Consider the following 25229-nt stretch of genomic DNA (forward strand, 5'->3'; position numbering starts at 1 on the left):
ATAAAAGATGACGTCATATACTGTCATACAGGTAGACGATTGGTGGAGGTTCGCTTTATGACTGCTTACCATTTTGTGGGAATTAAAGGGTCGGGTATGAGTGCTCTTGCACAAATACTGCATGATATGAATATTGAAGTGCAGGGTTCCGACTACGAAAAAGAATTTTTTACACAATTGGCATTAGAAAAAGCCGGGATTAAAATCCTTCCTTTTAACGAGGAAAATATTCAACCTGGAATGACCATCATTGCAGGAAATGCGTTTCCGGATAGTCATCCGGAAATCATGAAGGCAAAGGAACTTGGTTTGCCGATCATCCGTTATCACCGTTTCCTAGGTGATTTCATGAAAAACTTTATCAGCGTGGCGGTTACGGGAGCGCATGGTAAAACATCGACGACCGGCTTACTGGCCCATGTAATGGGCGGGCCTAAACCGACATCCTTTTTGATTGGGGATGGAACGGGTAAAGGAATCGTGAATTCTGATTACTTCGTATTCGAAGCATGTGAATATCGCCGTCATTTCCTTTCATATTATCCGGATTATGCAATCATGACGAATATCGATTTTGACCATCCTGATTATTACGCCAATGTCGAAGACGTGTTCGAGGCTTTCCAAACGATGGCCCTTCAAGTCAACAAAGGCATTTTTGCGTGCGGGGATGATGAGCATTTACCACATATTCAGGCTAAAGTACCAGTTATTTTTTACGGATTTGCAGAAGGAAATGATTTCCAAGCGAAAAATGTTTCCGTCACTCCGGATGGCACCACTTTTGATGTGCACGTAAGGAACAATTACTATGATACATTCACTATTCCTACCTTTGGAAAGCATAATGTGTTGAACGCACTTGGTGTCATTGCACTTTGTAAATATGAAAACTTGGATAAAGAAGCTGTGAAAGCCCAATTGCGGACTTTTGGCGGAGTTAAACGCAGGTTCTCCGAAAAGGAAATCGGAAGCCAGATCATCATTGATGATTATGCGCATCATCCGACTGAAATTTCGGCAACTGTTGACTCTGCTCGTCAAAAATATCCAGAGCGTGAGGTTGTTGCGGTATTCCAACCGCATACTTTCTCTAGAACGCAGGCATTCCTGGATGAATTTGCCGACAGTTTGAATTTGGCCGACAAAGTATACTTATGTGAAATTTTTGGATCTGCCCGTGAACATCAAGGGAAGTTGTCGATTGAGGACCTTCAAGATAAAATTCCAGGTGCCGAGCTGATAACGGAGAACACAACTGCAATATTGCAAAAGCATGAAAACAGTGTCGTGTTATTCATGGGTGCGGGGGACATTCAGAAGTTCCAAGCAGCCTACGAGCATTCACTGCAGGTAAAATAAAAAAACGACCGATCCGTTAGCACGGGTCGGTCGTTTTTTTATTGGGATTTTTGTTATTTTAAATTTTCTGGATTTAAATTTTCCAGTTCGGGTAAAACGAAGCGCCCGTCCTTACGTATCAAGACGTCATCAAAATGGATTTCCCCTCCGCCGTATTCTGGGCGTTGAATGTTGACTAGGTCCCAGTGAATGTCTGAATGGTTTCCGTTAAAGGCATCATCATAGCATTGTCCGGGAGTGAAATGAAAACTTCCATCAATTTTTTCATCAAAGAGGATATCTTGCATCGGGTGTAGAATATAAGGATTTACACCAATTGCAAATTCACCGACATATCGTGCGCCTTCATCAGTATCAAAAATTTTGTTGATGCGATCCGTATCATTCGCAGCCGCTTCAACGATTTTTCCATCCTTGAATGTTAACTTCACGTTTTCAAAAGTAAAGCCCTGATAAGGGGACGGAGTATTATACGAAATCACTCCATTGATGGAATCTTTAACAGGAGCCGTATATACTTCACCGTCAGGAATGTTCAGCTCACCTGCACATTTGATGGCTTTAATGTCTTTGATGGAGAAGGTTAGATCCGTTCCGGGCCCGGTTAAGCGGACCTTATCCGTTTTATCCATCAATTCGACAAGACTGTCCATTGCTACGCTCATTTTGCCATAGTCGAGGTTGCAGACTTCGAAATAAAAGTCTTCAAATGCTTCAGTGCTCATTTTGGCTAATTGGGCCATGGAATTTGTCGGGTAGCGAAGTACGACCCATTTTGTTTTTGGCACGCGGATATTTCTATGTACTTTACCGACTGTCTGTCCATGAATCGCCATCTTCTCTGGAGGGACATCGGATTGTTCATTGATATTATCCCCGGCACGAAGCCCGATATAGGCATCCATCTGGTTCATTACGTTTGCTTCAAACTCACCCATCATCTTGTACTGTTCTTCTTTGGCACCCATCAACAAGGCACGATCGACTTGGTGATCCTTTAAAAGGACGAATGGGTAACCACCAGCTGCATAGGCTTCATTCACAAGGGCGTTAACAAGTTCACGCTGCAATCCAAAGTTTTCGATCAAGATTCTTTCACCTTTTTGAAGCTTCACGGAATAATTGATTAAATTTTTAGCCAATGTTTCAATTCTGGGATCTTTCATAAAAATACCTCCATTGTTTAAATTCGACTTATCATTCTATCATACCCGATTTCCAGCCATAAGTGTCACCCGATGAATTTCATGGAGGAACTGGATGCAGACAACAATATTTCCAGATTAGGGTTTGATGGGGTATATTGAAAAAATAAATACGTTTATAATAATAGGGAAGGGGTAATTAATATCTAACAGCTACTAAATAAGTCGATTTTTCGGAGGTGTTCCAATGGAGATTATTTTATACGTAAGTGCTGCTGTTGCAGCGATAGCCTTTTTGGTCCTTGTTATTTTCCTGACAAAGGTACTGACATCGCTTCAAACAACCCTGGACAGTGTGGCCCGGACGCTGACAGGACTAGAGAGCCAAATGCAGGGCATAACGCTCGAAACTACCCAGTTATTACATAAAACGAATACGTTGGCTGAAGATTTGCAGCAAAAGTCAGAAAACCTGAACACGGTGGTGGATGCTGTGAAGGATGTAGGTACATCCATCTCAAGCTTTAATTCTTCCATCCAAAAGGTTTCCCATAAAGTGCAGGCTGAGATTGATAATAATCAAGAACGAATCTCACAGATTGTACAATGGAGTAATGTAGCTTTAGAGATTAGGGATAAATGGAAGACTAGAAGCAAACAGGCTGTCCCAACCCCAACTGAAAGTGCGGAATTAGAAAGGGAAGCACTGGAAACCGATAACCTGCCTAAAAAAAGGTTTTTACGTTCTAGATCATAAATCTAGTTATATAAAAAATGAACTGAAAATTGAAAGGGGAATGTATTATGACTCAAAAAGAATTTCAGACAAAGGACTATCAGAAATCATATGAGGACGAACGCGACTCGATCAATTCTAAGGACTTTATGATTGGCGCCTTGATCGGCGGGATGATCGGAGCGGCCACTGCTTTGTTCATGGCTCCCAAAACAGGCAAGGAACTAAGGAACGATTTCAATGAACAAGCTAAAAATATTTCAGAGAAAACGGAAAGATTAAGACAAACGGCGATGGAAAAAGGAACGGTTCTTGCTGATACTGCAAAAGAAAAAACAAGCTCCGTAACGGAAATCGTTTCAAATAAATCTTCAAATATCGTTAATAAAGTGAAAAGCCTAAAAACGGGAAAAGAAAACGGCGACTCTGCTGATGATACGACAAATTCGAGCAATAAGGATATAGATGTGACGGGAACTTCCGATTCTCCTATCGTATCTGTAGAAACGAATTTTGCTAACGGCAGCAACCCGGAAACTGATCCTGCCGACCCTACAAGCGGAAACAAGAATACGGCAAAATTAAAACTTGATGAAGCGAAAAAGGCATTTGATGAAACAGAGAATAAACTAACGAAATAAATTCTTGACCCTCCATTCTTTTAAAAGGGATGAAGTGACATAAAGTTACGTAGAATAAGGCGGTGAAGCGCTTCGATGGCTTCACCGCCTTTTTGATGGTAAAATTTATATGTACAAGGAAAGGAGATGCATTATGAAGATTACCAAAATTGAAACAGAAGAACAATTCAATCAGCTTTTAAAAGAGGATACTTTCCTACTTTTCAAGCATAGCGTAACATGCCCGGTCAGTGCGGAAGCATATGAACAATATGAAAAGTACATCTCAGAGAACGAACAACTTAAAACGGCCTATTTAGCCGTTCAGGAAGCTCGTCCACTATCCAATTATGTGGCAGAAACATTTGATATCAAACATCAATCACCTCAGGCCATCCTTTTTAAAAGTGGAAAACCGGCCTGGAATGAATCTCATTGGCGGATTACATATGATTCATTAAGCAAAGCCATTACAGAATGAATGGAAGGCCGGATCCCTTTGGTAAGGGGTCCGGCCTTTTATTATTCCATTGATTGGCGGGCCTAAGGATGTTAATCCTGGGGAAACCTTTTCTATGGAGGCCCTTCCGTAAAGACTCTTTAAATATTTCTCGGCTTCGGACAAGTGGCGGAAGATTTAAACTTTTCTATGTTCTTGTGAAAAATGATCAATTAAATGATAGCTTTCCTGTTCTATTTCCAATATAATTCCTACAACGGATCGTGTTTCAATATTCTGTGTAATTGTTTTTCTGGCATGAGCGGCACCAAGTTTTAAGTATTTATAACTTTAATGCTTAAAAGCGTTTAATTATTAAAGAAAAAGTTAGTGACATTTATGGACACTTCATTTATAATTGATTTAATCATACATGAAATATTCTAAAATTTTCATTGATAAAACAATCGGAGTGGATGTTCGAGGGTCCGGATGGGATTTTTTTAGTTTGAATCCGCTGAACCGATTTCTATTTTAAAAAACGAAGGGATGGATTTGTAATGAGCAACAAAGAGCTTGATGGACTTCGTAATCAACTGGATGATGTGAACCTTCAGTTATTACATCTTATTAATCAACGTGCTGAACTTGTACAGGAAATTGGTCGCGTTAAAGAAAAACAAGGTGTAAACCGTTACGATCCGGTCCGTGAAAGAACAATGCTGGATCTTATCGAAGCTAATCATCAAGGACCGCTTGATCTTGGTTCGATTAAACATATTTTCAAAGAAATCTTCAAATTGGGCTTGGAGCTTCAAAAAGACGATCAGAAGAAAACGCTTCTTGTATCTAGAAAACAAAAGGCTGAAGACACTATCATCGACATTAAGGGTGAATTGGTCGGTAATGGAATCCCGAGCTTCGTTTTCGGACCATGTGCCGTTGAATCTTATGAACAAACTGCTGCGGTGGCGGAAGTCATTAAAGCTAAAGGTTTGAAATTGATGCGCGGAGGTGCATTTAAGCCACGTACATCTCCATACGACTTCCAAGGACTTGGTTTGGAGGGCTTACAAATACTTAAACGTGTTGCTGACGAATACGGCTTGGCCGTCATCAGTGAAATCGTGAGCGCTAACGATATCGAAGCGGCGATCGATCATATTGATGTCATCCAAATCGGAGCACGCAACATGCAAAACTTCGACTTGCTAAAAGCGGCTGGTGCCGTAAATAAACCAGTTCTTTTAAAACGCGGACTGGCTGCAACGATTGAAGAGTTCATTCATGCAGCGGAATATATCATGTCGCAGGGCAATGGCAACATAATCCTTTGTGAACGCGGTATCCGTACTTACGAAAAAGCAACAAGAAACACACTTGATATCTCTGCCGTACCGATTTTAAAACAAGAAACCCATTTACCGGTCATGGTTGATGTGACGCATTCCACTGGACGTCGCGACCTCTTGCTTCCGACGGCTAAAGCGGCGCTTGCAATCGGTGCTGACGGTGTAATGGCAGAAGTGCATCCAGACCCATCTGTTGCTTTATCGGATTCTGCACAGCAAATGGACTTCAAACAATTTGATGAATTCTACGATGAAATTAAACGTTTGAATTGGGTAACTGTATAAGCTGGAAAGTCTTTAAAATATCTACTTACGGCCCTTACCTCCTTGGCAAGGGCTATTTTTAATGGTAAAATACTTGTTTTTGCAGAAAAAGCATCGAAATAGGCACTATTGGATTGCAGGAAAGATTCGACTATCGTATGATAAATAACATGAATGAGAACTGTTCGGAAGATTGAGTCATACATAAAGTGATATCTATGTGAATTTTATACTTGAAAAGGGTATTGAATCTTTGACTGAGAAGAGAGTAGGACTGCATTTTTTGTTAGGCAGATCGTTCCTAAAATAATCTTCCTTATAGAGGAAAACGCATAAAAGAATTTTTCCCGAAATAATTCGGGTCTTTTATGGGAAAAATGAAAGAAATGGAGGAATGGATGAATGAATAATATAACCATTTATGATGTGGCGCGTGAGGCGAATGTTTCCATGGCCACCGTTTCCCGTGTAGTAAACGGGAATCCGAATGTAAAACCTGCAACAAGGAAGAAAGTTTCGGATGTGATTGAGAAGTTAGGGTACCGTCCCAATGCAGTGGCAAGGGGTCTTGCCAGCAAGAAAACGACAACAGTCGGGGTCATAATTCCGGATATCTCGAGCATCTTTTTTGCCGAATTGGCACGAGGCATAGAAGATATAGCCACCATGTATAAATACAATATCATTCTAAGCAGTTCCGATGAGAATATAGATAAGGAATTCCATTTGTTGAATACGATGCTTGGAAAACAAGTGGATGGTATCGTATTCATGGGCGGTAACATTTCTGATGAGCATGTCAAAGAGTTTAAGAATTCACCCGTTCCAATCGTTCTGGCAGGTTCGGTGGATGAAAGCGGGCAAGTTCCATCGGTTAATATTGATTATGAGGCGGCGGCATTCGACGCAGTGACCTTCTTTGCTAAAAAAGGCCACAAGCATATCGCTTTTGTAAGCGGAAATCCTTCCGCGCTGATTGATGAAAAGAAATTGACTGGTTATAAACGAGGGTTGAAAGAAGCTGGGCTTACTTTCGATGAAAGCTATATTGTTGAAGGCGATTATACATATGATTCAGGAATCGAATCTTTTGAAAAGTCACTGGAAGCTGAAGAGAAACCGACGGCATTCATCGCCAGCGCTGATGAAATGGCGCTTGGAATTGTCCATGCGGCACAGGACAAAGGGTATAATGTACCGGAAGACTTTGAAGTGATCAGCTTCGACAACACGAGATTGACATTGATGGTGCGACCGCAAATCACGACGATCGTTCAACCTTTATATGATATTGGTGCCGTTGCGATGAGGCTTCTGACAAAGTTGATGAATAAAGAAGAAGTGGAGGAAGGTCATGAAAAAGTGATCTTGCCACATCGGATTGAAAATCGTCAATCAACGAAATAAGCTGGTTTGGAGAGTGTCCTGGGGGCACTCTCTTTTGTTTCTTAAAAAAAGGCTGTTTTCACATACTTTGTTGCTATTTACCAGGTAGTGAGTTGTGGTTGATTCCCCCTCCAGATGCTCGCTTTCCTTGGTGCGGGCGGTGAGCCTCCTCGGCGTAAACGCCTGTGGGGTCTCTCACCTGTCCCGCTGCTCCCGCAGGAGTCTCGCACTTCCGCTCCAATCAACCTTAAATAGTTCCGTTTTAAAAACAACAATCTTTACGAAAAGAGCCTAAAAAAAAGATCGTTTTTCAACGATCTTTTGGTTTACTGTTGTCCTTGCTTGCCGATGTTTGCTTGGAAGACCGAATGGGATATAGAACCTTTTCAAGTGTCAGGGCATTTTTCTCGGTAATTTCAGGCTTCCTCGGAATGGGTTCGTATATATCCTCCATATCATCCCATTCTTTCGGTAGCGAAACTGGGGACTCAGGCTGCCAGCAATCAAGCCATTCTTTTGATAAGGGACCTGATATATCATTATCCGTCATTTCAAGCCAGACCCTCGACCAAGCCCTCGGGACGACGCGCCATATATCATATCCTCCGCCCCCTACTGCAATCCACCGTCCTTCGCAATACTTATGAGCCATTTCGTGGGCTAACTTTGGTATTTCTCTATAAATCTTCATGGTGGCCGATAAATGGGTGAGCGGATCGTAATAATGGGAATCCGCTCCGTTTTGCGTTAAAATGACATCCGGTTTGAAAAATTCAATGACCTCTTTAAAGGAAACTGTATAGCATTCGAGCCAGGAGCCATCTTCCGTGAATGCATCAACCGGGATGTTGAATGAATAGCCGTATCCTGTTCCTTGACCCCGTTCGTTAATATTGCCTGTGCCGGGAAATAAGTAGCGTCCCGTTTCATGAATGGATAGGGTGCATACATCCGGATCATCATAAAATGACCATTGGACTCCGTCGCCATGATGTGCATCAGTATCGACATATAAGACACGTGCCCCATATTTTTTTTGCAGGTATTTAATCGCGACCGAACTATCGTTATAAATGCAGAAGCCCGAGGCTTTCCCTCGGAAACCGTGATGCAGGCCCCCTCCAAGATTAAGTGCATGCAGGGACTGACCGGTCATGACGGCATCAACCGCAGTTAATGTACCGCCTACAAGCAAGGCGCTTGCTTCATGCATCCTGGGGAAGATTGGGGTATCTTCTGTTCCAAGCCCGTAATTCATGGCCTTTTCGGGGGGGAGCTTACCCTGCCCTGCTAATCTGACAGCGTTTACATAATGCTGATCATGGATCAATTCCAATTCTTCATCTGTAGCCATTCTTGGCTTGATAATTTGATCATCACTGATGGCATGGTGTTTTTTTAACAAATCCAGCGTGAGTTTAAGCCGTTTTTGATTGAATGGATGTTCATCGTTGAATTTATAGGTAAGGAGTTCATCCGAATAGACAAAAAGGGATGTATCATTCATGGGAAATCCCCGGTAGACTAGGCCATAAAACGGTATAGCCTTCTTTCTTCAAATCCTCCACCACCATAAATGGATTCATCGTCTGCACTCGAATTACAAGAATCTTATAATCGGTCCCATCTTTTTCAGGATAAACAAGAGTGCTCAGGATATTGGAATTGCGCCTTTTGAAAATGCGGGCAATATCATGAAGGGTACCTGCCTTATCAGGGATTTTGATTTCGATTTGGGAACCGGGCTGGTTGACTCCGGTCAACTCAACGTATGAATGAAGCAAATCAGAACCGGTTATGATGCCTACTAACTTCCTTTCTTTTACGATTGGAAGGCAGCTGATATTGTTATCGCAAAAAACAGCCCCGATTTCTTCGACGAAATCTAGCGGGTGCCCTGTGATTATATCCGTTCTCATGATGGTTGATAATGCTTTTTGTAAATCATTTTCGTTTTCTGCGGTGCGGAATATAGAAGGGGCAGCATCCCGTATATCACGGTCGCTGACTAATCCGACAAGTTGAAAGCTGTCATCGACAATGGGTATATGGCGAATTCGTTTCTCCTTAATGATTAAGACAGCGCTATGGATTGTATCCGTTGGAGTGAGAGTGATAATATCCTCATTCATTATTTTTTCAACAATCATATTCCTTCCTCCTCTTATACGCCTCTTTAATACATGAACCGATTCATAAAACGCAATTGGTCGAATTTCTGGATGGATTCCGGCGGCACTCTTTTGCCAATGCGGGCCATCAGGCAGTTGGCCGGGTGGGAACTGATTTCAGGATCATCCGTTGCAAAGTAGACCAAGTCACCGGCACTCATCATTTTTTCCATGACCTTGCGATAGTCCCAAATATTCAGCCCTGTCCCTTTCAAGTCCCAATGCCAATAGTATTCAGTGGTGATGATGATGAAGTCTTCGACCGAATCGTCTTCCATGGAAAGGCTGATTAAGTTCTTCCCGACGGAGGCACCCCGGTATTTAGGGATGACCTCGATTGCACCAAGCTCTATCAGGTCCTCCATCTTGATTTCCGACCAGCGTTCCAAGGGATCGGGATATAAATAAGTTACATAACCAACGATGGTTTCCTTTTCACGGGCGATAAAGATCCTGCCTTCAGGCAAGTCAGCAATCTCTATTAAAGCTTTATGCTGCAAAGCAGGCGGGCGGAAGGCGACCAAGTCTTCGTGAAACTCATAAGCGGACATTTTTTCCCCGTTTAACGGCCCCTCGATGATGAGCGTCCCGCTTAATGTCTGCAGTTCCTTAGTATAAAAGGTCTTATTATATTCCATTCTTTCACCACCCTTGTAAAATAGTAATCTTATAACTCTCGCATTCAAGCATATGGAGCATTGCTTTTAAAACTGGCCGAATGGAAAGCTTACATAAATTATACATAAAAAAAGTGGCATAATGCAGAAAGTTCAAGGCTTATATGAATCTTTTGTTACAGTGCTTCCCATATATCCGCTATCGATATGAACTCATAATAACTATAAGTGATTTTCCCTAATATGGAAGAGTTGAATATTTTAAAAATTGAGATAATTGTGTTTTTGTACTATAATGAAAATATAGAGCCGAATAGAGGGGGAGTTTGCCATATGAATGTGAAAGCGTTGCCAGTAGTGGAAGGTAATTTTAATTTAAAGAATTACGATGAAAAATACAAGAAATTTGACTGGTCCGAGACGGAAAAGGAATTTTCCTGGTCTGAAACAGGTAAAGTGAATCTTGCATATGAAGCCATTGACCGCCATGTTGAAACATATAAAAAGAACAAAGTAGCCCTTTATTACAAAGACGATAAAAGAAATGAAAAGTATACTTTCAAGGAAATGAAAGATTATACGAACCAAGCGGCCAATGTGTTCAAGAACATTGCCAATGTGGAAAAAGGCGATCGCGTTTTCATCTTCATGCCACGCTCCCCGGAGCTTTATTTTGCATTGTTGGGTGCGATTAAAACGGGGGCGGTCGTAGGGCCGTTGTTCGAAGCCTTCATGGAAGGCGCGGTAAGGGATCGCCTTGAAGATAGTGAGGCAAGCGTGATAGTGACGACCCCTGAGCTTTTGCCGCGCGTCCCAGTAGATGAATTACCCCATTTAAAACATATTTTCCTAGTGGGGGAAAATATAAAAGAAGAAGGAAAGTATCATCACTTCAATAAAAAGTTAAAAGAAGCGGACAAAAAATTCGAAATCGAATGGGTAGATCGGAATGACGGCCTGATTCTTCACTATACCTCAGGTTCCACAGGGAAGCCAAAAGGGGTGCTTCACGTTCATAATGCGATGATCCAGCATTATCAAACGGCAAGGTGGGTCCTTGATTTGCAGGAAGAGGACGTGTATTGGTGCACAGCGGATCCTGGATGGGTGACAGGGACGTCTTACGGTATCTTTGGACCTTGGCTGACAGGAACCTCCAATGTCATTGTAGGTGGGCGATTCAAGCCTGAATCCTGGTATAAAACCTTGGAAGACTTTGGTGTCACGGTTTGGTATAGTGCTCCGACAGCCTTTAGGATGCTGATGGGTGCAGGTGATGAAATCGTTAAACGGTTCGATTTGGGTTCTCTCCGCCATGTTTTAAGTGTCGGCGAACCGTTGAATCCGGAAGTGGTGCGCTGGGGAATGAAGGTATTCAATCACCGTATCCATGATACATGGTGGATGACGGAGACCGGGGCTCAGGTCATATGCAATTATCCTTGCATGGAAATCAAACCGGGTTCGATGGGTAAACCGATTCCTGGTGTAAAAGCGGCAATAGTGGATGATCAAGGCATCGAGCTTCCACCGCACAGAATGGGGAACCTGGCCATCAAGAAAGGATGGCCTTCGATGATGAAGACTGTCTGGAATAATGAATCAAAATATGAATCTTACTTTATGCCAGGTGATTGGTATGTTTCCGGTGATTCCGCTTATATGGATGAAGATGGTTATTTCTGGTTCCAAGGCCGGGTTGATGATGTCATCATGACGGCAGGGGAAAGAGTCGGACCTTTCGAAGTGGAAAGCAAGTTGGTCGAGCACCCAGCCGTAGCTGAAGCGGGGGTCATCGGTAAGCCCGATCCAGTTCGGGGGGAAATTATCAAAGCATTTATAGCCCTCCGTGACGGATACGATGCAAACGATGAGCTGATTGAAGAAATTCGCCAATTCGTAAAGAATGGTCTCGCAGCACATGCTGCGCCGCGTGAAATTGAATTCAGGGATAAACTTCCTAAAACGAGAAGCGGGAAAATCATGCGCCGTGTCTTGAAAGCTTGGGAACTGGATCTCCCAACTGGTGATTTATCATCGATGGAGGATTGAAACGCTGGGCATCCTGATTTAAGATGAAAATTAAAAGGCATCCATGGTCAATTGCATGGATGCCTTTTTTTTGAGTTCGGGAACATTAGTCGAATCAGTGTGGGAGATTATAATGAAACAGGCTGTCGGGAAATCCCCGACAGCCTGTTTCACTTCAAAAAGAGTGTCATTCTTCCTCTTCTTCAGCTTTATCTGTGTCTTTATCTTTATCATTGACTGTATCTTTATCATTGACTGTATCTTTATCTTTGTCGGTCTCTGTATCTTCTTTGTCTATATTCCCTTTGTCTTGATCTTTGTCTTGATTTTGCTCTTTATCTATATCTATATCTTTATCTTTATCTTTATTTGTGTCTTTTTCTTTTTCTTTTTCTTTATCTGGTTTACCGTTCTCTTCTTTTGAGTCTGGTTTTTTAACTTCTTGAGTTATTTTATCATTTCCGCGATCATCTTTATTTTTAGTCGAATCTTCTTTTGAACCTGTCTTTTTAGCGCCGCTTTCAACACGCTGAGAAGGGGCTGATTCTTTACCGACTATGTCTACGGCCGTTACATAATAGGAACCGCCTGAGCCGACTTTGTAAACAAGACTCTCACCAGCATTGATGCTCGCCACTTTTTTGCCGTCTTTATAGACACGATAACCGACGACATCTCCTTCATGATGCAGGCCCCATGTAATCTTATCGTTACTGATCGTTATGGATAGGGGATCGGGTACTTTGCCATTATCATTCAATTTCGCTTTCGCCCCGACGACATTTCCTGATTTTTCGCCTCCGGGAATAACGGATCCCGGGTCAATCACATATTGCAATCCGATATCTGCGAACGAATCTGGATTGAGCATGAACCCGCCGCTCGTGAATTCGCCAGGCGTTTGCGGAAGGGCTGCGTAGCGTTTGCTGCCGACTGATACATATTGTCCATCTATGAAACTATCATCCGCCTTGGATGGAGCATATTTGGCGATGAATAAATCTGATTTTACAAGCCCTGCCTTTTGGCATGCACTTGAAGGCAGCAGTCCTGAAACGGCACAGAAGGAACGGCTGACAATTCCGCCAGGCATTTCAAACCGCTTATCGGGGTCGACGAGTTTCGGGTCGACTTTATATGCGGCATTGATCAGATCTGCCCAATAATATATATTCCGTTTATTATATTCAAGACCATTGTAGGTCCCTTGCAAGGATTTCGGTGTATCATAACCCAGCCAAGTACCGAATGATACATTCGGGTTGGTGGCGACGAACCATGCGTCCCAGTAGTTTTGGGAAGTTCCGGTCTTACCTGCCCAATCGCTTGAGAAAGCAAGTCGGTTCCTGACCGAAGCGGCCGTCCCGCTGTTTACGACATCGCGCATCATATCAAGCGTCAGGTAAGCGGCTTGTGGTGAGAAAACATCCACTGGTTTCACTTTATGCTGATAGATGACCTTGCCATCTTTCGAAACGATTTTATCGATCATATAAGCATCGATGAATTCCCCTGAATTGGCAAATGTGCCAAACGCATTGACGTTTTCTTCAACGGTTACACCTTTGTCCATGGCACCTAATGACATGGAAAGATGGGAGTAATCCCCTTTCGTCACGGTGGAGAATCCCATTTTCTCTAAATAGGAAGCTGGGCTCAGGTTGATTATTTTCTTGTAAAAGAGCGCTGCCGGAATATTATAGGAATTCTTTAAGGCCTCGCGGGCAGTCGATACTCCCGTATAGCTGCCGCCGCCATAGTTTCCTGGGCTCCACGCTTGGCTGCCTGCCGGAATGGAAATGGGCACGTTGGCCGATACGCTGCCAGGTGAGATTTTGCCCAGCTCGATGCCTGGACCATATATGAGCAAAGGCTTCATCGTTGATCCATTTGATCGATGTGATGCGGTTGCATGGTTCGTCTGTTTCCGCTTGAAATCACGGCCACCTACGAAACTGATGATTTTTCCTGTTTTATTTTCGATTAGAATAGCCCCGGCTTCAACGGGCTCGCCCGCTTTATCGTATCCGAAATTCGGATAGTTTTTCGTAACTTCCTGCATTTTATCATATATCTTTTTATTGACCGTCGTATAGATCTGATAGCCGTTTTGACGCAGCTTGCGATCGGCAAGTGCTACATATTGTTTTTTTAAATCTTCATCCTTTAAATCTTTCTCTTCATATCCATCTTCTTTTGCCAGACTGACAGAAAGGATTTCGATGGAGCGTTTTTCAATTTCCTGGGTGAGCCAAGGATATTTCTCCGATGGCAACGCCTTTTTACCGATAAAGTCTTTTGTTATGTCGTATGCGCTTGCTTTATCATACTCTTCTTTTGTTATGTATCCATTACTATACATCCGTTTTAAAACGGTTTTCATCCGGTTGATGCCGGGTTCTTGATTTTCTTTCAGTTTTCCTTGCTGGGTATACGGTGTATAACCGAAAGGACTTTGCGGCAATCCAGCAATAAAGGCAGATTGGGGCAGTGTCAGATCTTTGGCCTCCACGCCGAAAATACCTTCAGCGGCGGACTCGACACCAGCGATGTTCCGACCGGAAGAATTTCGCCCCAGAGTGGAGACATTTAAGTATGTTTCCAAAATCTCTTCTTTTTCAAAGAATTTTTCGACCCGGAGTGCAAGCAGGATTTCTTTTGCTTTCCGATCAAATGATACTTCGTTGGTCAGGATTTGGTTTTTAATGAGCTGCTGTGTTAAAGTGCTTCCTCCCGATTGGACGGATGCATTCGTAAACTCCTGGTAAATGGCACGCAGGATAGCTTTCGGGACAACCCCGTCATGTTCATAAAAATACTCATCTTCTGTAGCGATGACTGCATTTTTAAGATACTCCGATACTTTATCGATGGACACTTCTTCACGCTCAAGGTCACTCTTAAGCTTGCCTAAGTATACGTCATCAGCAAAGTATACCTCAGAGGTCTCTTCGTAATTGTAGATGTCTTTTTTTAAATCTTCCTTTGAGCGTACCGGCTCATCTTTGACGAGGGCAGCAAAATAGCCAGCTCCAACGCCGCCGGCGAATGAGAATCCTAGAACCCCAACAATAATGAGGATCAACGTTAGGTTCCAAATGACTTGGTATGTAACCCTTGCATTTTTTTGTGTTTTTTCATTTTTTAAAAAACGGGTTATCTGTTTCCATGCTGTTTGAAATCTATCTTTTTGATTATTATTCATCGTATCATACCCCCTGAAATCACATATATTATAGCATATAACACGGAAAGGAAAGGCGAACTTTCATATTTTTCTAGAATCTGTAAGGGTGATGTTGACAATGAATCTTATGTATGATAAAAATTTATTAATAATAAAATTTATTAAAAAAGCGCGATGATAGGACCCAGTAGTCAAACTATCCCTGTTTTAGAGAGCCGGTGGTCAGTGGAAATCGGTACACATGGTGAGATGAATTACTTCCTGGAGCATTTACTGTGAAATGATTAGTAGCAGGAAACGGTTGACGACCGTTATTCGTCTCGAGCGGAGGGCGCATTATGTCCTCAAGTTGGGTGGTACCGCGAATTTATTCGTCCCTTCATATTATATGAAGGGGCGTTTTTGTATGCTTTTTGCGGGATTTTTTCGGATTGAAGGAGGAATTGTAAAATGGAATTGCTAAAGGAACTCGAGTGGAGAGGGATTATTTATCAACAAACGGATGAAGAGGGTTTTAAGGACCTTTTAGAAAAAGAGAAAATTTCTTTATACTGTGGTGTAGATCCAACCGCGGATAGTATGCACATCGGACATCTACTGCCATTCTTGACAATGCGCCGTTTCCAGCAGCACGGTCATCGTCCCCTTGTGCTTGTAGGAGGAGCGACTGGACTTATCGGTGATCCAAGCGGTAAAAAAGAGGAACGCCAGCTGCAAACGCTGGAAAAAGTGCTCTATAATGCCGACTGCCTAAAAGGACAGCTATCCCACATTTTTGAATTCGACGGTGAAAATGGTGCTGTCATGGTCAATAACTATGACTGGATAGGTAAAATCGACATGGTTACGTTCTTGCGTGATTACGGGAAATACATCGGCATTAACTACATGTTGGCAAAAGACACGGTTGCTTCCCGTTTGGAAACAGGGATTTCTTTTACGGAATTCGCGTATACAATTTTACAAGGGATCGACTTTAGCCATTTATACGATAATCATGACTGTAAGTTGCAAATTGGCGGAAGTGATCAGTGGGGCAATATTACGACCGGTCTTGAAATGATTCGTAAATCGCATGACGAGGAAGCAAAAGCGTTCGGCATGACGATTCCGCTTGTGACGAAAGCGGACGGAACGAAATTTGGTAAAACGGAAGGCGGGGCGATTTGGCTTGACCCGGAAAAGACGACTCCGTATGAATTTTACCAATTCTGGATCAATACAGCGGATGCTGATGTCGTGAAATACTTGAAATTCTTTACATTCCTATCACGTGAAGTAATTGAAGAGTTAGAGCAGTCCGTACAGTCCGAACCGCATTTGCGTAAAGCGCAAAAAGCCTTAGGGGAAGAAATGACCCGTTTGATTCATGGTCAGGAAGCTCTTGATCAAGCAATCAAAATCTCTGCGGCCCTATTCAGCGGTGAGGTGAAGAATTTAAGTGCAGCGGAAATCAAATTGGGCTTTAAAGATGTCCCTAGCTTCGAACGTGAAAGCAAGGAAGATATCGGCTTGGTCGATTTAATCGTTGAAGCGAAAATTTCGCCTTCAAAGCGTCAAGCCCGTGAAGATATTCAGAATGGGGCAATCTCCATAAATGGGGAGAAAGTGACTGATCTGCAATATGTAGTGACGGAAGCTGCCAAGATTGAAGGGGAGTTCATCCTCGTTCGACGCGGTAAGAAGAAATATACATTAGTGAAATGATTATTCAAGGCCCGGCTGAATTACAGTCGGGCCTTATTTTGAAGCGTGTAGTGCCAAAAAAACCCCCATCCAAGGATGGGGGTTTTGAAGTTATTAACGAGAGTAGAACTCAACGATAAGAGCTTCGTTAATTTCAGCAGGCAATTCAGAACGTTCTGGTAAACGAGTGAAAGTACCTTCTAATTTCTCAGCATCGAAAGTAAGGAAATCAGGTACGAAGTTAGTTGCTTCAACTGATTCTTTGATGATTGAGAAGTTGCGTGATTTTTCACGAACTGAGATTGTTTGTCCAAGAGTCACTTTGTAAGATGGAATGTCTACGCGGCTTCCGTCTACAGTGATGTGACCGTGGTTAACAAGTTGACGTGCTTGACGACGTGTACGAGCTAAACCAAGACGGTAAACTAGGTTGTCAAGACGTGATTCAAGAAGAACCATGAAGTTTTCACCATGTACACCTTTAAGTTTGCCAGCGCGGTCGAACATTGAACGGAATTGACGTTCAGTGATTCCGTACATGTGACGAAGTTTTTGTTTCTCTTGCAGTTGCATTCCGTATTCAGAAATTTTTCTGCGTTGGTTAGGACCATGTTGTCCTGGAGCATAAGGGCGTTTTTCTAATTCTTTACCAGTACCTGTTAGGGAAATTCCTAAACGACGGGATAGTTTCCAGCTTGGGCCAGTATAACGAGCCATAGGATGACTCCTCCTTTAAATGTTTTTATTTTGGTAAAATAAAAACCGTGTGAATGTACGATCATGACCATTTTGTTTTCATGTACCTTCGCCCTAGCAGCAGAGAGTTACGAGATACACCTCTGTATTGAGGAACAAAATGAGAACATAAAGGCTGTCACATAGGCTGCAATATTTTACACAAGGAGTATTGTATAATATTCTGCTCAATGAGTCAAGGATAGTTGCGATTAAATAAGGGGAGAGAATCGCAGCGGGAAGATACAATACATTTAAATAACACTATTTTTGTATGCTTCATGGTTGGTTTCCCGGCATTCCTTGGGAGCCCTTATAGGTATCGTTCCCACCTAGTTCTTTTGCATCGTTTTTTGCGAATCGTAAAAATAACTAAAAAATGGGCAGTTATCGGTGTTTCCCATTGGGCAGAAGGTCAATCGAATAGTGTGATAGAGGTTAAGGGCCAGGCGTTTTATATTGGGAGGAATTAAGGGAAGGACCGGATGCAAGTACATGGGATCCTGTAATGGAGAGGGGAGCAGGCAAGGATTGCCGCTCCCTTTAACTTTATAATTGCTTGGAAAGGATTTCTGCGAACTTCTCCAGTCCCTGCTGATCGATTTCGTCAAATCGGTCCGTGACCGGGCTGTCGATATCGAGGACCCCGAACAATTTGCCATCCTTCATGAGCGGTATGACAATTTCAGATCGCGATGCTGCGTCGCAGGCGATATGTCCAGGGAATTGATGGACATCCTCGATGCGCAGGGTTTTTTCAGTTGCCGCCGATGTCCCGCATACGCCTTTACCCATTGGGATGCGAACACAGGCTGGAAGTCCCTGGAAGGGTCCCAGTATTAATTGGCCTTCTTCGTATAAATAAAAGCCGACCCAGTTAATCTCATCAAGAAACTGATTGAGCAGAGCTGCCGCATTGCTTAAATTGGCTATCCAGTTCGTTTCATCCTCGATTAAGGCAAAAAGTTGTTTCTGGACAAGTTCATAGTTTTTTTCTTTTTTTCCTTGATACATTTCGACATTAAACAAAAGCGTTCACCTGTCTTCCGCATATTATTACAGCACTTTCTAATATGTTGCTTTATTGTTGGGAAATTGTCGAGAACTTACTAAAGGATTCAGGCTCTTCCGTGCAGAAATAGTCCATAAGACTTGTCTCAAAGAAAGCGAGGGATTGCCTAAATGAATCGCCAGACGCCAACGAAACAAGCCATTGTGGAAGCTGCACTGCATTTATTTCATTTAAAAGGCTATCATGCCACATCCATACGGGATATTGCGAACAAAGCGAAAGTGAACGCTGCAAATATTGCCTACTATTTTAAGAATAAGCAGGGATTGCTGGAATTCTGTTTCACTTCCTATTTAGAAGAGTATATCCTGGTCCTTGATAAGAACATGACACTGCTGGACCTTAAAGGCCCCCAGCATTGCTTGATGAATCTAGTAATGGATATTCTCGATTTCCAGAGGGAAAACTTCCTGGCTGCACGGTTCATATATGGGGAATCTTCACTAGATTCCAATTTAAACCGGGAAATTCATTCGACTTATTTTACAAAGGAAAAGTCTTATTTTCAATATGTTTTGGAACAAGGGATTAAGAGCAGGAGTTTCCAGCAGGTCTCCATTCCCATGTATATGCTCCAGTTGAAGGGCCTGCTAACGGCTCCTGTCCTTCATACCCATTATGCGATGGATGTGCTTCATGTGTTCCCGCAGGAAGCCTATTACACGAATATTTATGCCAATGAAGTCGGACGTTTTCTGCAAGATACCCTTTTCATTGCCGAAGACCTACAGCCACTGTTAGCGGGCCGGCCTGAAGTGTATACATGAGTTACCCATTAAACTCTGCAATCAGCGCCTGATGGCCCTGACCCAAATCTTTAGCCTGATGGGCATCTGAACCATAAATAAGCGGAATGCCGAGATCGAAAGCACGCTTTGCAAACCTTTCTGGAGGATAAGGCTCACCGCATAGCGGCTTTACAAGGCCGGCTCCATTATAATCAAGTTCATACTTTTGTTCCTTGATCAAATCCAGCACCTTGTAAACGCGCTCGTCAAAACTTAATGCTGGCGGATATCGATGCTGGAATTTATGGACAAGCGTAATATGCCCGATCCGCTTAGGTTTATAAATGCCTAAATCAGCTTTTATCGATTTTTCCAGAGTATCGTAATATTTGGCATACACCGATTCGACTGAACCTAGTTCATTGGCAATCTGACCAAACCCATTTTCACTGAAATCGATGCAATGCCAATTGCTTTGATGCTTGATGAAGTGGACGGAAAGTATACTGTCATCAAGGAATTCTCCGATTTCGTCGAGGAATTCTTTTGTTTCTTTTTCATGACCCTCTATGAAGTCAACCTCTAGACCTCTTTTGATCAGGATTTTGTCTTTATAGCGTTCTTTCAGTACGCGGAGCTCCTGAAAGTAATCCAGGAGCAGGGCAGCGTCCATGCCGCTGTCTTTTTCAGGCGTAGGATCTTGAAAATCTTGTGGCAATGGAGCATGTTCCGTAAATGTGATTTCCTTTAATCCTAGCTCGATTCCCCGCGTAATATATTCATCGAATTTATCCGTAGAGCCGTGAGGGCAAAACGGAGTATGTACATGACCGTCAGCTTTCATAGTCCTTCCCTCCCAAAAAACAGGTATTTGTAGCAATTTTCTACAAAAAAATCATTTTTCTCATCAAAAATTATTGCTAACATGGTATCATAAAAGCATTAAATTTAACATTTTTAAAATTGATATATAAACGAGCAAGACTGTAGGGATTAGAACAGGGGGCTTACCATGGAGTACATACTTGGGGTAATTGTATTAATTTTGATTTTCATCATTTGGGGTTATTTTTTCAAAAAGAGATATTTTAAAGAGATCGATCGACTGGAATCCTGGAAAACAAGCATCATGCACCGCCCCGTGCTAGAAGAACTTTCTAAGGTCAAACAATTGAACATGACAGGTGAAACAGAGGAAATGTTCGAAAACTGGCGCATTGAATGGGACGCTATCATTACGGACCATATGCCCGAAGTCGAAGAGCTTTTATTCGATGCAGAGGAGTCCATCGATAAATACCGTTTCAGCCGGTCAAAAGAGGTACAGCGCAAAATTACAGTCAAGCTGAATGAAATCGAGGAAATGATCAAAAAGATCCTATACGAATTGAATGAACTCGTAGGCAGTGAGGAAAAGAACCGATTGGAAATTGAGGATATTAAAGAATCCTACCGTCAATTGAAGAAATCCTTGCTTGCACACAGGCATAATTACGGGAAAGCGGCTGATAAGCTGGAAAATTCCTTGGATGAAGTATTGCAGATCCTTCAGAGGTATGAAGAAGAGACTGTTAACGGGAATTATTTGAATGCGAGGGAGCTCGTTCTTTCCATTAAGGAGAAATTGGCGATCTTGGCCGTTAAAATGGAGTTGCTCCCAAAATTATTGGTTGATAGTCAATCCGAGCTGCGCTCCCAGCTTCATGAATTGAAGGATGGCTATGAGGAGATGTCGGGACAGGGTTATCTGTTGAGTCATATCCAATTCGAGCAGGAAATATCAAGGCTTGAGGAAGAACTGAATCTTTATAAAGCACAATTGGAAAATGCCGAAACGGAAGCTGTGGATAAAGGCATTAAAGATATGCACGAAAGCATTGAGGTGCTTTATGACCTTTTGGAGAAAGAAGTGCTTTCAAAACAGTATGTCTTGAAAAATGATGAAGTCCTCAGGAAAACGATAAGTGACCTTGAATATGAGAACGATAAACTTAAAGTTGAAACCATACATGTTCAACACACGTATCATCTAACGGAAAATGAGCTGGATGCACAACGGAAGATGGAAAAGCAGATTGCCCAGATTTCGAAACGCCATCAATTGCTCGTCTTGAAGATGGAGGATAATGTGATGGCAAGCTCGCTTATCAGCGAAGAGATGCAGGGGCTGGCAGTACAGCTGAAAGAATTACAGGAAAATCAAAAAGAATTCACCATTAAATTACAGGCTTTACGAAAAGATGAAATGGATGCCAGGGATTCACTGGCCGAATTGAAACGCAAAATGGTCGATACTGGCCGTTTAATTGCAAAAAGCAATATTCCAGGTCTTCCTGAAGAGTATAAAGCGGTGCTTCAGGATGCCAAAGAAAGCATGGATGACGTTCAGGGTAAACTTGAAGAAAAGCCGCTTGACATGGCCGCTGTTTATATTTATTTGGAAAAAGCTGTCCAACAGGTGAGTGCGGTCCACGAAAAAGCTGATGAATTGATTGAACATATGTATTTGGCCGAAAAAGTGATTCAATTCGGAAACCGTTATCGCAGCAGTCACGATACAGTTGCCGATAGTCTCAGGGAAGCGGAAGCGAAATTCCGAAGCTATGAATATCAAGCTGCATTGGAAACGGCAGCCACGGCCATTGAAAAGGTCGACCCAGGCAGTTTGCGAAAAATTGGAGCGAACATAGAAGAAGTTCTTTCCTGAAAACCCGCCATGGCGGGTTTTTTCTTTTATCGGATCCTGAATTAGTTTTCTGCCAAAATTGAAAAATGGGATCGATAGGGTTGGAAGTGAAATCATTCTGCGGGAATTCAAAGAAAGCATGTCTCCTTTCGTTCATGGACCAGTGTTTTACATTCTCTTTCAAATCCAATTATGTTAATATTAGAAGTCGCAACAGCTACACTTGAAACGGCATTTAGAAGAGTGACCAACATAGATACAAAAACATGGAAGGTGAACCCATGATTTATTTTGACAATAGTGCAACAACAAAACCATATCCTGAAGTAATCGAATCATTCATGAAGGTTTCTTCGGACTATTTTGGAAACCCCTCTTCGCTGCATGGACTTGGGGTGCAATCCGAAAAATTACTTTCTGCTGCAAGAAAGCAAATCGCTGATTTATTAAAGGTGAAGAGCTCGGAAATATATTTCACTTCCGGGGGGACGGAAGGGAATAATCTTGCCATTAAAGGAGCCGCCCTCTCTCAGAGAAATCGGGGAAAACACATAATCACGACGGCAATCGAACATCCTTCTGTAGAAGACGCATGCCAAGCATTGACGAAAATGGGTTATGAGATCACATATCTTCCCGTTAACGAATTTGGGCAAATTGATATAAACGATCTTAAGCATGCATTGAGGGAAGATACCATTTTAGTATCCGTCATGCATGTCAATAATGAAGTTGGCTCTATCCAGCCGATTGCTGAAATGGGAAAATTGTTAAAGCAATACCCACACGTGCTCTTTCATGTCGATAATGTGCAGGGGGCAGGCAAAGTTTCTTTATCAATACGTGATGCAAATGTAGATTTATGTACAATTTCCGGACACAAGGTGCACGGCTTGAAGGGGACGGGCATCCTTTATGTTCGTGAAGGCGTTCGGATCGATCCGCTATTCCACGGTGGCAATCAAGAAACGAAAATCAGGAGCGGCACCGAAAATGTTGCGGGAATCGTCGCCCTTTCGAAGGCTTTTCGTATTAGTATGAGCAATCAATTGCTGTGTCATGATAAGCTGCAGCAAATCAAAAATTATTTATATAAAGGTTTGAAGGAACTGGACGGGGTGTTGATTAACAGTCCTGAAAAAGGTGCACCCCATATTGTGAATTTTTCCGTACCGGGACTCAAATCAGAGGTATTGCTGCATGCGCTTGAATCGGAAGGGATATATGTTTCGACGACTAGTGCCTGTTCTTCGAAAAAAAGGACGGTAAGCAAAACGGTGGATGCGATGTTCCATAACCAAGCCCGTTCCGAAAGTGTGATCCGAATCAGTACTACCTATGGCAATGAGATGGAAGAAGCGAAGCAAGTTCTGGCGGCGATACAGAAAATAGTCGCTAATTTAGAAAAAATAATGAGGGTTGCAAAATGAAATTTGATCATATAATTATCCGTTATGGAGAAATCTCCACGAAAAAAAGAAACCGTAAAGGCTTTGTAGACAAAATGAAGGCGCATATCCGCTGGAGTTTAAAGGATATTGAAGGAGTAGTGCTAACAGCCAACAGGGAGCGGATGTACGTTCTCCTGAACGGTGTGGACCATAAGCCTGTCATTGACCGATTGAAAGGCATTTTTGGGATCCAGTCTTTAAGCCCTGCGATAAAAATTGAACGCGACTTAGAAATCATGAAAACGGCAGCGTTGTATTACCTTAATCATACTCTTGAGGAGGTAAATACATTCAAAATCACGACAAAACGCGCAGATAAGGATTTCCCATATAATACCGATGAAATTAACAGGGCACTCGGCGGGCATTTGCTTCGGAATACAGAAAATTTAAAAGTGGATGTAAAGAACCCTGATTTGAACCTGCTGGTAGAAGTGAGACGCGAAGCCGTTTATTTGACGGGTGAAATCATCCAGGGGGCAGGCGGTCTTCCATTCGGTTCAAGCGGAAAGGCAATGCTGATGCTTTCAGGCGGGATTGATAGCCCTGTTGCAGGATTCCTTTCGATGAAACGCGGATTGGACGTAGAAGCGATTCATTTTTACAGCCCGCCTTTCACAAGTGAGCGTTCACGTCAAAAGGTCATTGATCTGGCAGGCAAGCTTGCTGAAATAAGTGGAAGCATGAAAGTGCATATCGTTCCATTTACTGAAATTCAATTATTGATTCAAAAACAGATCCCGGAAAACTACTCAATGACAACAACTCGACGTTTAATGATGCGGGTCGCCGATCAAATCCGTGAAAAGGAAGAAGCCATGGCACTGATCACCGGTGAAAGCCTTGGACAGGTTGCAAGCCAGACGATGAGCAGCATGTTTGCCATCAATGAGGTGACGAATACACCGATCCTGCGTCCGCTGATTACGATGGATAAAACGGAAATCATCAAAATCGCAAGAGAGCTTGATACTTTTGAGATATCCAATCTGCCGTACGAAGATTGTTGTACGGTCTTTACGCCGGCAAGCCCAAAAACGAAACCGAAACGTGAAAAAGTCAATTACTATGAGAGCTTCGTTGACTTTGAATCATTGATTGAAAAAGCGGTCTCCGAAACAGAAATATTGACGGTTAAACCGGGTCAGACATTCGATAGGGAAGAAGCGATGGAAGACTTGTTTTAATATCCTGTAATTACCAATGATATTGTGCGAATGAAGCCATGTGTTTTAACACACTCTATAATCACAAGGAGGTGAAAAACTCATGGCAAACAACAACAGCTCAAACGAATTATTGGTACCTGGAGTGGAACAAGCTCTACAACAAATGAAATATGAAATCGCTACAGAATTCGGCGTACAACTTGGTGCCGACACAACATCTCGCGCTAACGGTTCAGTTGGTGGAGAAATCACAAAACGCCTTGTTCAAATGGCTGAACAACAATTAGGCGGAGGATTCAACAGATAATTTAATAAATATGGCTACAGAGAGCGGGTTCTAACACCCGCTCTCTTTATTATTTGTAAAAATAAATAGAAATATTAGAGAAGTA

General features: G+C 42.5%; 22 protein-coding genes and 1 other annotated feature. Of the genes, 13 read left to right on the forward strand and 9 right to left on the reverse strand.

Annotated features, from left to right (window positions below; translation table 11 throughout):
• Positions 1 to 57 precede the first annotated feature (57 nt).
• Positions 58 to 1362, forward strand: a complete 1305-nt coding sequence (gene murC, locus AC1DVK_RS11545) for a UDP-N-acetylmuramate--L-alanine ligase (protein WP_410863628.1) — start codon at positions 58 to 60, stop codon at positions 1360 to 1362.
• A gap of 53 nt (positions 1363 to 1415) precedes the next feature.
• Here the strand turns inward: murC and AC1DVK_RS11550 are convergent, their stop codons facing one another.
• Complete coding sequence (locus AC1DVK_RS11550; protein WP_477626528.1) at positions 1416 to 2528, reverse strand: aminopeptidase; 1113 nt, start codon at positions 2526 to 2528, stop codon at positions 1416 to 1418.
• Between the two features lie 226 nt (positions 2529 to 2754).
• Between AC1DVK_RS11550 and AC1DVK_RS11555 the strand changes: the two genes are divergently transcribed.
• The 5 genes from AC1DVK_RS11555 to ccpA all read left to right on the forward strand — a co-directional run bounded on the left by AC1DVK_RS11555 (position 2755) and on the right by ccpA (position 7325).
• Complete coding sequence (locus AC1DVK_RS11555) at positions 2755 to 3264, forward strand: DUF948 domain-containing protein (protein ID WP_477626529.1); 510 nt, start codon at positions 2755 to 2757, stop codon at positions 3262 to 3264.
• A gap of 47 nt (positions 3265 to 3311) precedes the next feature.
• The gene (locus AC1DVK_RS11560) at positions 3312 to 3884 is read left to right on the forward strand and encodes a YtxH domain-containing protein (RefSeq protein ID WP_089363615.1); all 573 of its coding nucleotides are present in this window, start codon (positions 3312 to 3314) and stop codon (positions 3882 to 3884) included.
• Positions 3885 to 4017: 133 nt separating this feature from the next.
• Positions 4018 to 4344, forward strand: a complete 327-nt coding sequence (ytxJ, locus tag AC1DVK_RS11565) for a bacillithiol system redox-active protein YtxJ (protein WP_284470008.1) — start codon at positions 4018 to 4020, stop codon at positions 4342 to 4344.
• Positions 4345 to 4862: 518 nt separating this feature from the next.
• On the forward strand, positions 4863 to 5939 hold the full coding sequence (locus tag AC1DVK_RS11570; RefSeq protein WP_061464410.1) for a bifunctional 3-deoxy-7-phosphoheptulonate synthase/chorismate mutase: 1077 nt from the start codon (positions 4863 to 4865) through the stop codon (positions 5937 to 5939).
• 381 nt (positions 5940 to 6320) lie between these two features.
• Positions 6321 to 7325: a catabolite control protein A gene (gene ccpA, locus AC1DVK_RS11575; protein WP_061464409.1), complete on the forward strand. Its 1005-nt coding sequence runs from the start codon at positions 6321 to 6323 to the stop codon at positions 7323 to 7325.
• A 77-nt stretch (positions 7326 to 7402) separates the two neighbouring features.
• On the opposite strand, the gene AC1DVK_RS11580 is transcribed toward ccpA, so the two are convergent.
• The 4 genes from AC1DVK_RS11580 to AC1DVK_RS11595 are packed head-to-tail and all read right to left on the reverse strand — an operon-like array spanning position 7403 to position 10113.
• The gene (locus tag AC1DVK_RS11580; RefSeq protein ID WP_477626530.1) at positions 7403 to 7576 is read right to left on the reverse strand and encodes a hypothetical protein; all 174 of its coding nucleotides are present in this window, start codon (positions 7574 to 7576) and stop codon (positions 7403 to 7405) included.
• Between the two features lie 38 nt (positions 7577 to 7614).
• Entirely contained in the window at positions 7615 to 8811 is a 1197-nt protein-coding gene (locus AC1DVK_RS11585) for an acetoin utilization protein AcuC (protein WP_410863650.1), read from the reverse strand.
• Complete coding sequence (locus tag AC1DVK_RS11590; RefSeq protein ID WP_061464407.1) at positions 8804 to 9454, reverse strand: acetoin utilization AcuB family protein; 651 nt, start codon at positions 9452 to 9454, stop codon at positions 8804 to 8806. Before AC1DVK_RS11590 ends, AC1DVK_RS11585 begins: the two co-directional genes overlap by 8 nt.
• A 26-nt stretch (positions 9455 to 9480) precedes the next feature.
• Positions 9481 to 10113: a GNAT family N-acetyltransferase gene (locus AC1DVK_RS11595; protein WP_061464406.1), complete on the reverse strand. Its 633-nt coding sequence runs from the start codon at positions 10111 to 10113 to the stop codon at positions 9481 to 9483.
• A 312-nt stretch (positions 10114 to 10425) separates the two neighbouring features.
• Between AC1DVK_RS11595 and acsA the strand changes: the two genes are divergently transcribed.
• Positions 10426 to 12144 carry an acetate--CoA ligase gene (gene acsA, locus AC1DVK_RS11600; RefSeq protein WP_410863654.1) on the forward strand — a complete coding sequence of 573 codons (1719 nt, stop codon included), beginning with the start codon at positions 10426 to 10428 and terminating at the stop codon, positions 12142 to 12144.
• 166 nt (positions 12145 to 12310) lie between these two features.
• Here the strand turns inward: acsA and AC1DVK_RS11605 are convergent, their stop codons facing one another.
• Positions 12311 to 15328, reverse strand: coding sequence for a transglycosylase domain-containing protein (locus tag AC1DVK_RS11605; protein WP_477626531.1), 3018 nt, complete (start codon positions 15326 to 15328; stop codon positions 12311 to 12313).
• Positions 15329 to 15475: 147 nt separating this feature from the next.
• Positions 15476 to 15692 (forward strand) — a binding site (T-box leader).
• 68 nt (positions 15693 to 15760) lie between these two features.
• Between AC1DVK_RS11605 and tyrS the strand changes: the two genes are divergently transcribed.
• Positions 15761 to 17017 carry a tyrosine--tRNA ligase gene (tyrS, locus tag AC1DVK_RS11610; protein ID WP_061464404.1) on the forward strand — a complete coding sequence of 419 codons (1257 nt, stop codon included), beginning with the start codon at positions 15761 to 15763 and terminating at the stop codon, positions 17015 to 17017.
• A 93-nt stretch (positions 17018 to 17110) separates the two neighbouring features.
• Here tyrS and rpsD read toward each other — a convergent pair whose 3' ends face one another.
• Both rpsD and AC1DVK_RS11620 read right to left on the reverse strand, forming a co-directional pair.
• Positions 17111 to 17713 (reverse strand): 30S ribosomal protein S4, encoded by a 603-nt coding sequence (gene rpsD / locus AC1DVK_RS11615; RefSeq protein ID WP_061464403.1) that lies wholly within the window; start codon positions 17711 to 17713, stop codon positions 17111 to 17113.
• Between the two features lie 567 nt (positions 17714 to 18280).
• Positions 18281 to 18760 carry a GAF domain-containing protein gene (locus AC1DVK_RS11620; protein ID WP_089363623.1) on the reverse strand — a complete coding sequence of 160 codons (480 nt, stop codon included), beginning with the start codon at positions 18758 to 18760 and terminating at the stop codon, positions 18281 to 18283.
• Positions 18761 to 18913: 153 nt separating this feature from the next.
• Here AC1DVK_RS11620 and refZ point away from each other — a divergent pair, with 153 nt between their 5' ends.
• Positions 18914 to 19570, forward strand: a complete 657-nt coding sequence (refZ, locus tag AC1DVK_RS11625) for a forespore capture DNA-binding protein RefZ (protein WP_477626532.1) — start codon at positions 18914 to 18916, stop codon at positions 19568 to 19570.
• Between the two features lies 1 nt (position 19571).
• On the opposite strand, the gene hisJ is transcribed toward refZ, so the two are convergent.
• Positions 19572 to 20375, reverse strand: a complete 804-nt coding sequence (hisJ, locus tag AC1DVK_RS11630) for a histidinol-phosphatase HisJ (protein WP_410863660.1) — start codon at positions 20373 to 20375, stop codon at positions 19572 to 19574.
• Between the two features lie 168 nt (positions 20376 to 20543).
• Between hisJ and ezrA the strand changes: the two genes are divergently transcribed.
• The 4 genes from ezrA (at position 20544) to AC1DVK_RS11650 (ending at position 25144) form a co-directional block, all read left to right on the forward strand.
• A complete protein-coding gene (ezrA, locus tag AC1DVK_RS11635; RefSeq protein ID WP_477626533.1) occupies positions 20544 to 22238 on the forward strand; it encodes a septation ring formation regulator EzrA in 1695 nt (564 codons plus the stop codon).
• A gap of 260 nt (positions 22239 to 22498) precedes the next feature.
• On the forward strand, positions 22499 to 23647 hold the full coding sequence (locus AC1DVK_RS11640; RefSeq protein ID WP_317776928.1) for a cysteine desulfurase family protein: 1149 nt from the start codon (positions 22499 to 22501) through the stop codon (positions 23645 to 23647).
• Complete coding sequence (gene thiI, locus AC1DVK_RS11645) at positions 23644 to 24855, forward strand: tRNA uracil 4-sulfurtransferase ThiI (RefSeq protein WP_477626534.1); 1212 nt, start codon at positions 23644 to 23646, stop codon at positions 24853 to 24855. The genes AC1DVK_RS11640 and thiI overlap by 4 nt, the downstream gene beginning before the upstream one ends.
• A gap of 82 nt (positions 24856 to 24937) precedes the next feature.
• Positions 24938 to 25144 carry an alpha/beta-type small acid-soluble spore protein gene (locus AC1DVK_RS11650; RefSeq protein WP_034309203.1) on the forward strand — a complete coding sequence of 69 codons (207 nt, stop codon included), beginning with the start codon at positions 24938 to 24940 and terminating at the stop codon, positions 25142 to 25144.
• Positions 25145 to 25229: the final 85 nt, after the last annotated feature.

It is taken from the genome of Peribacillus sp. P4_B1 (assembly GCF_056402395.1).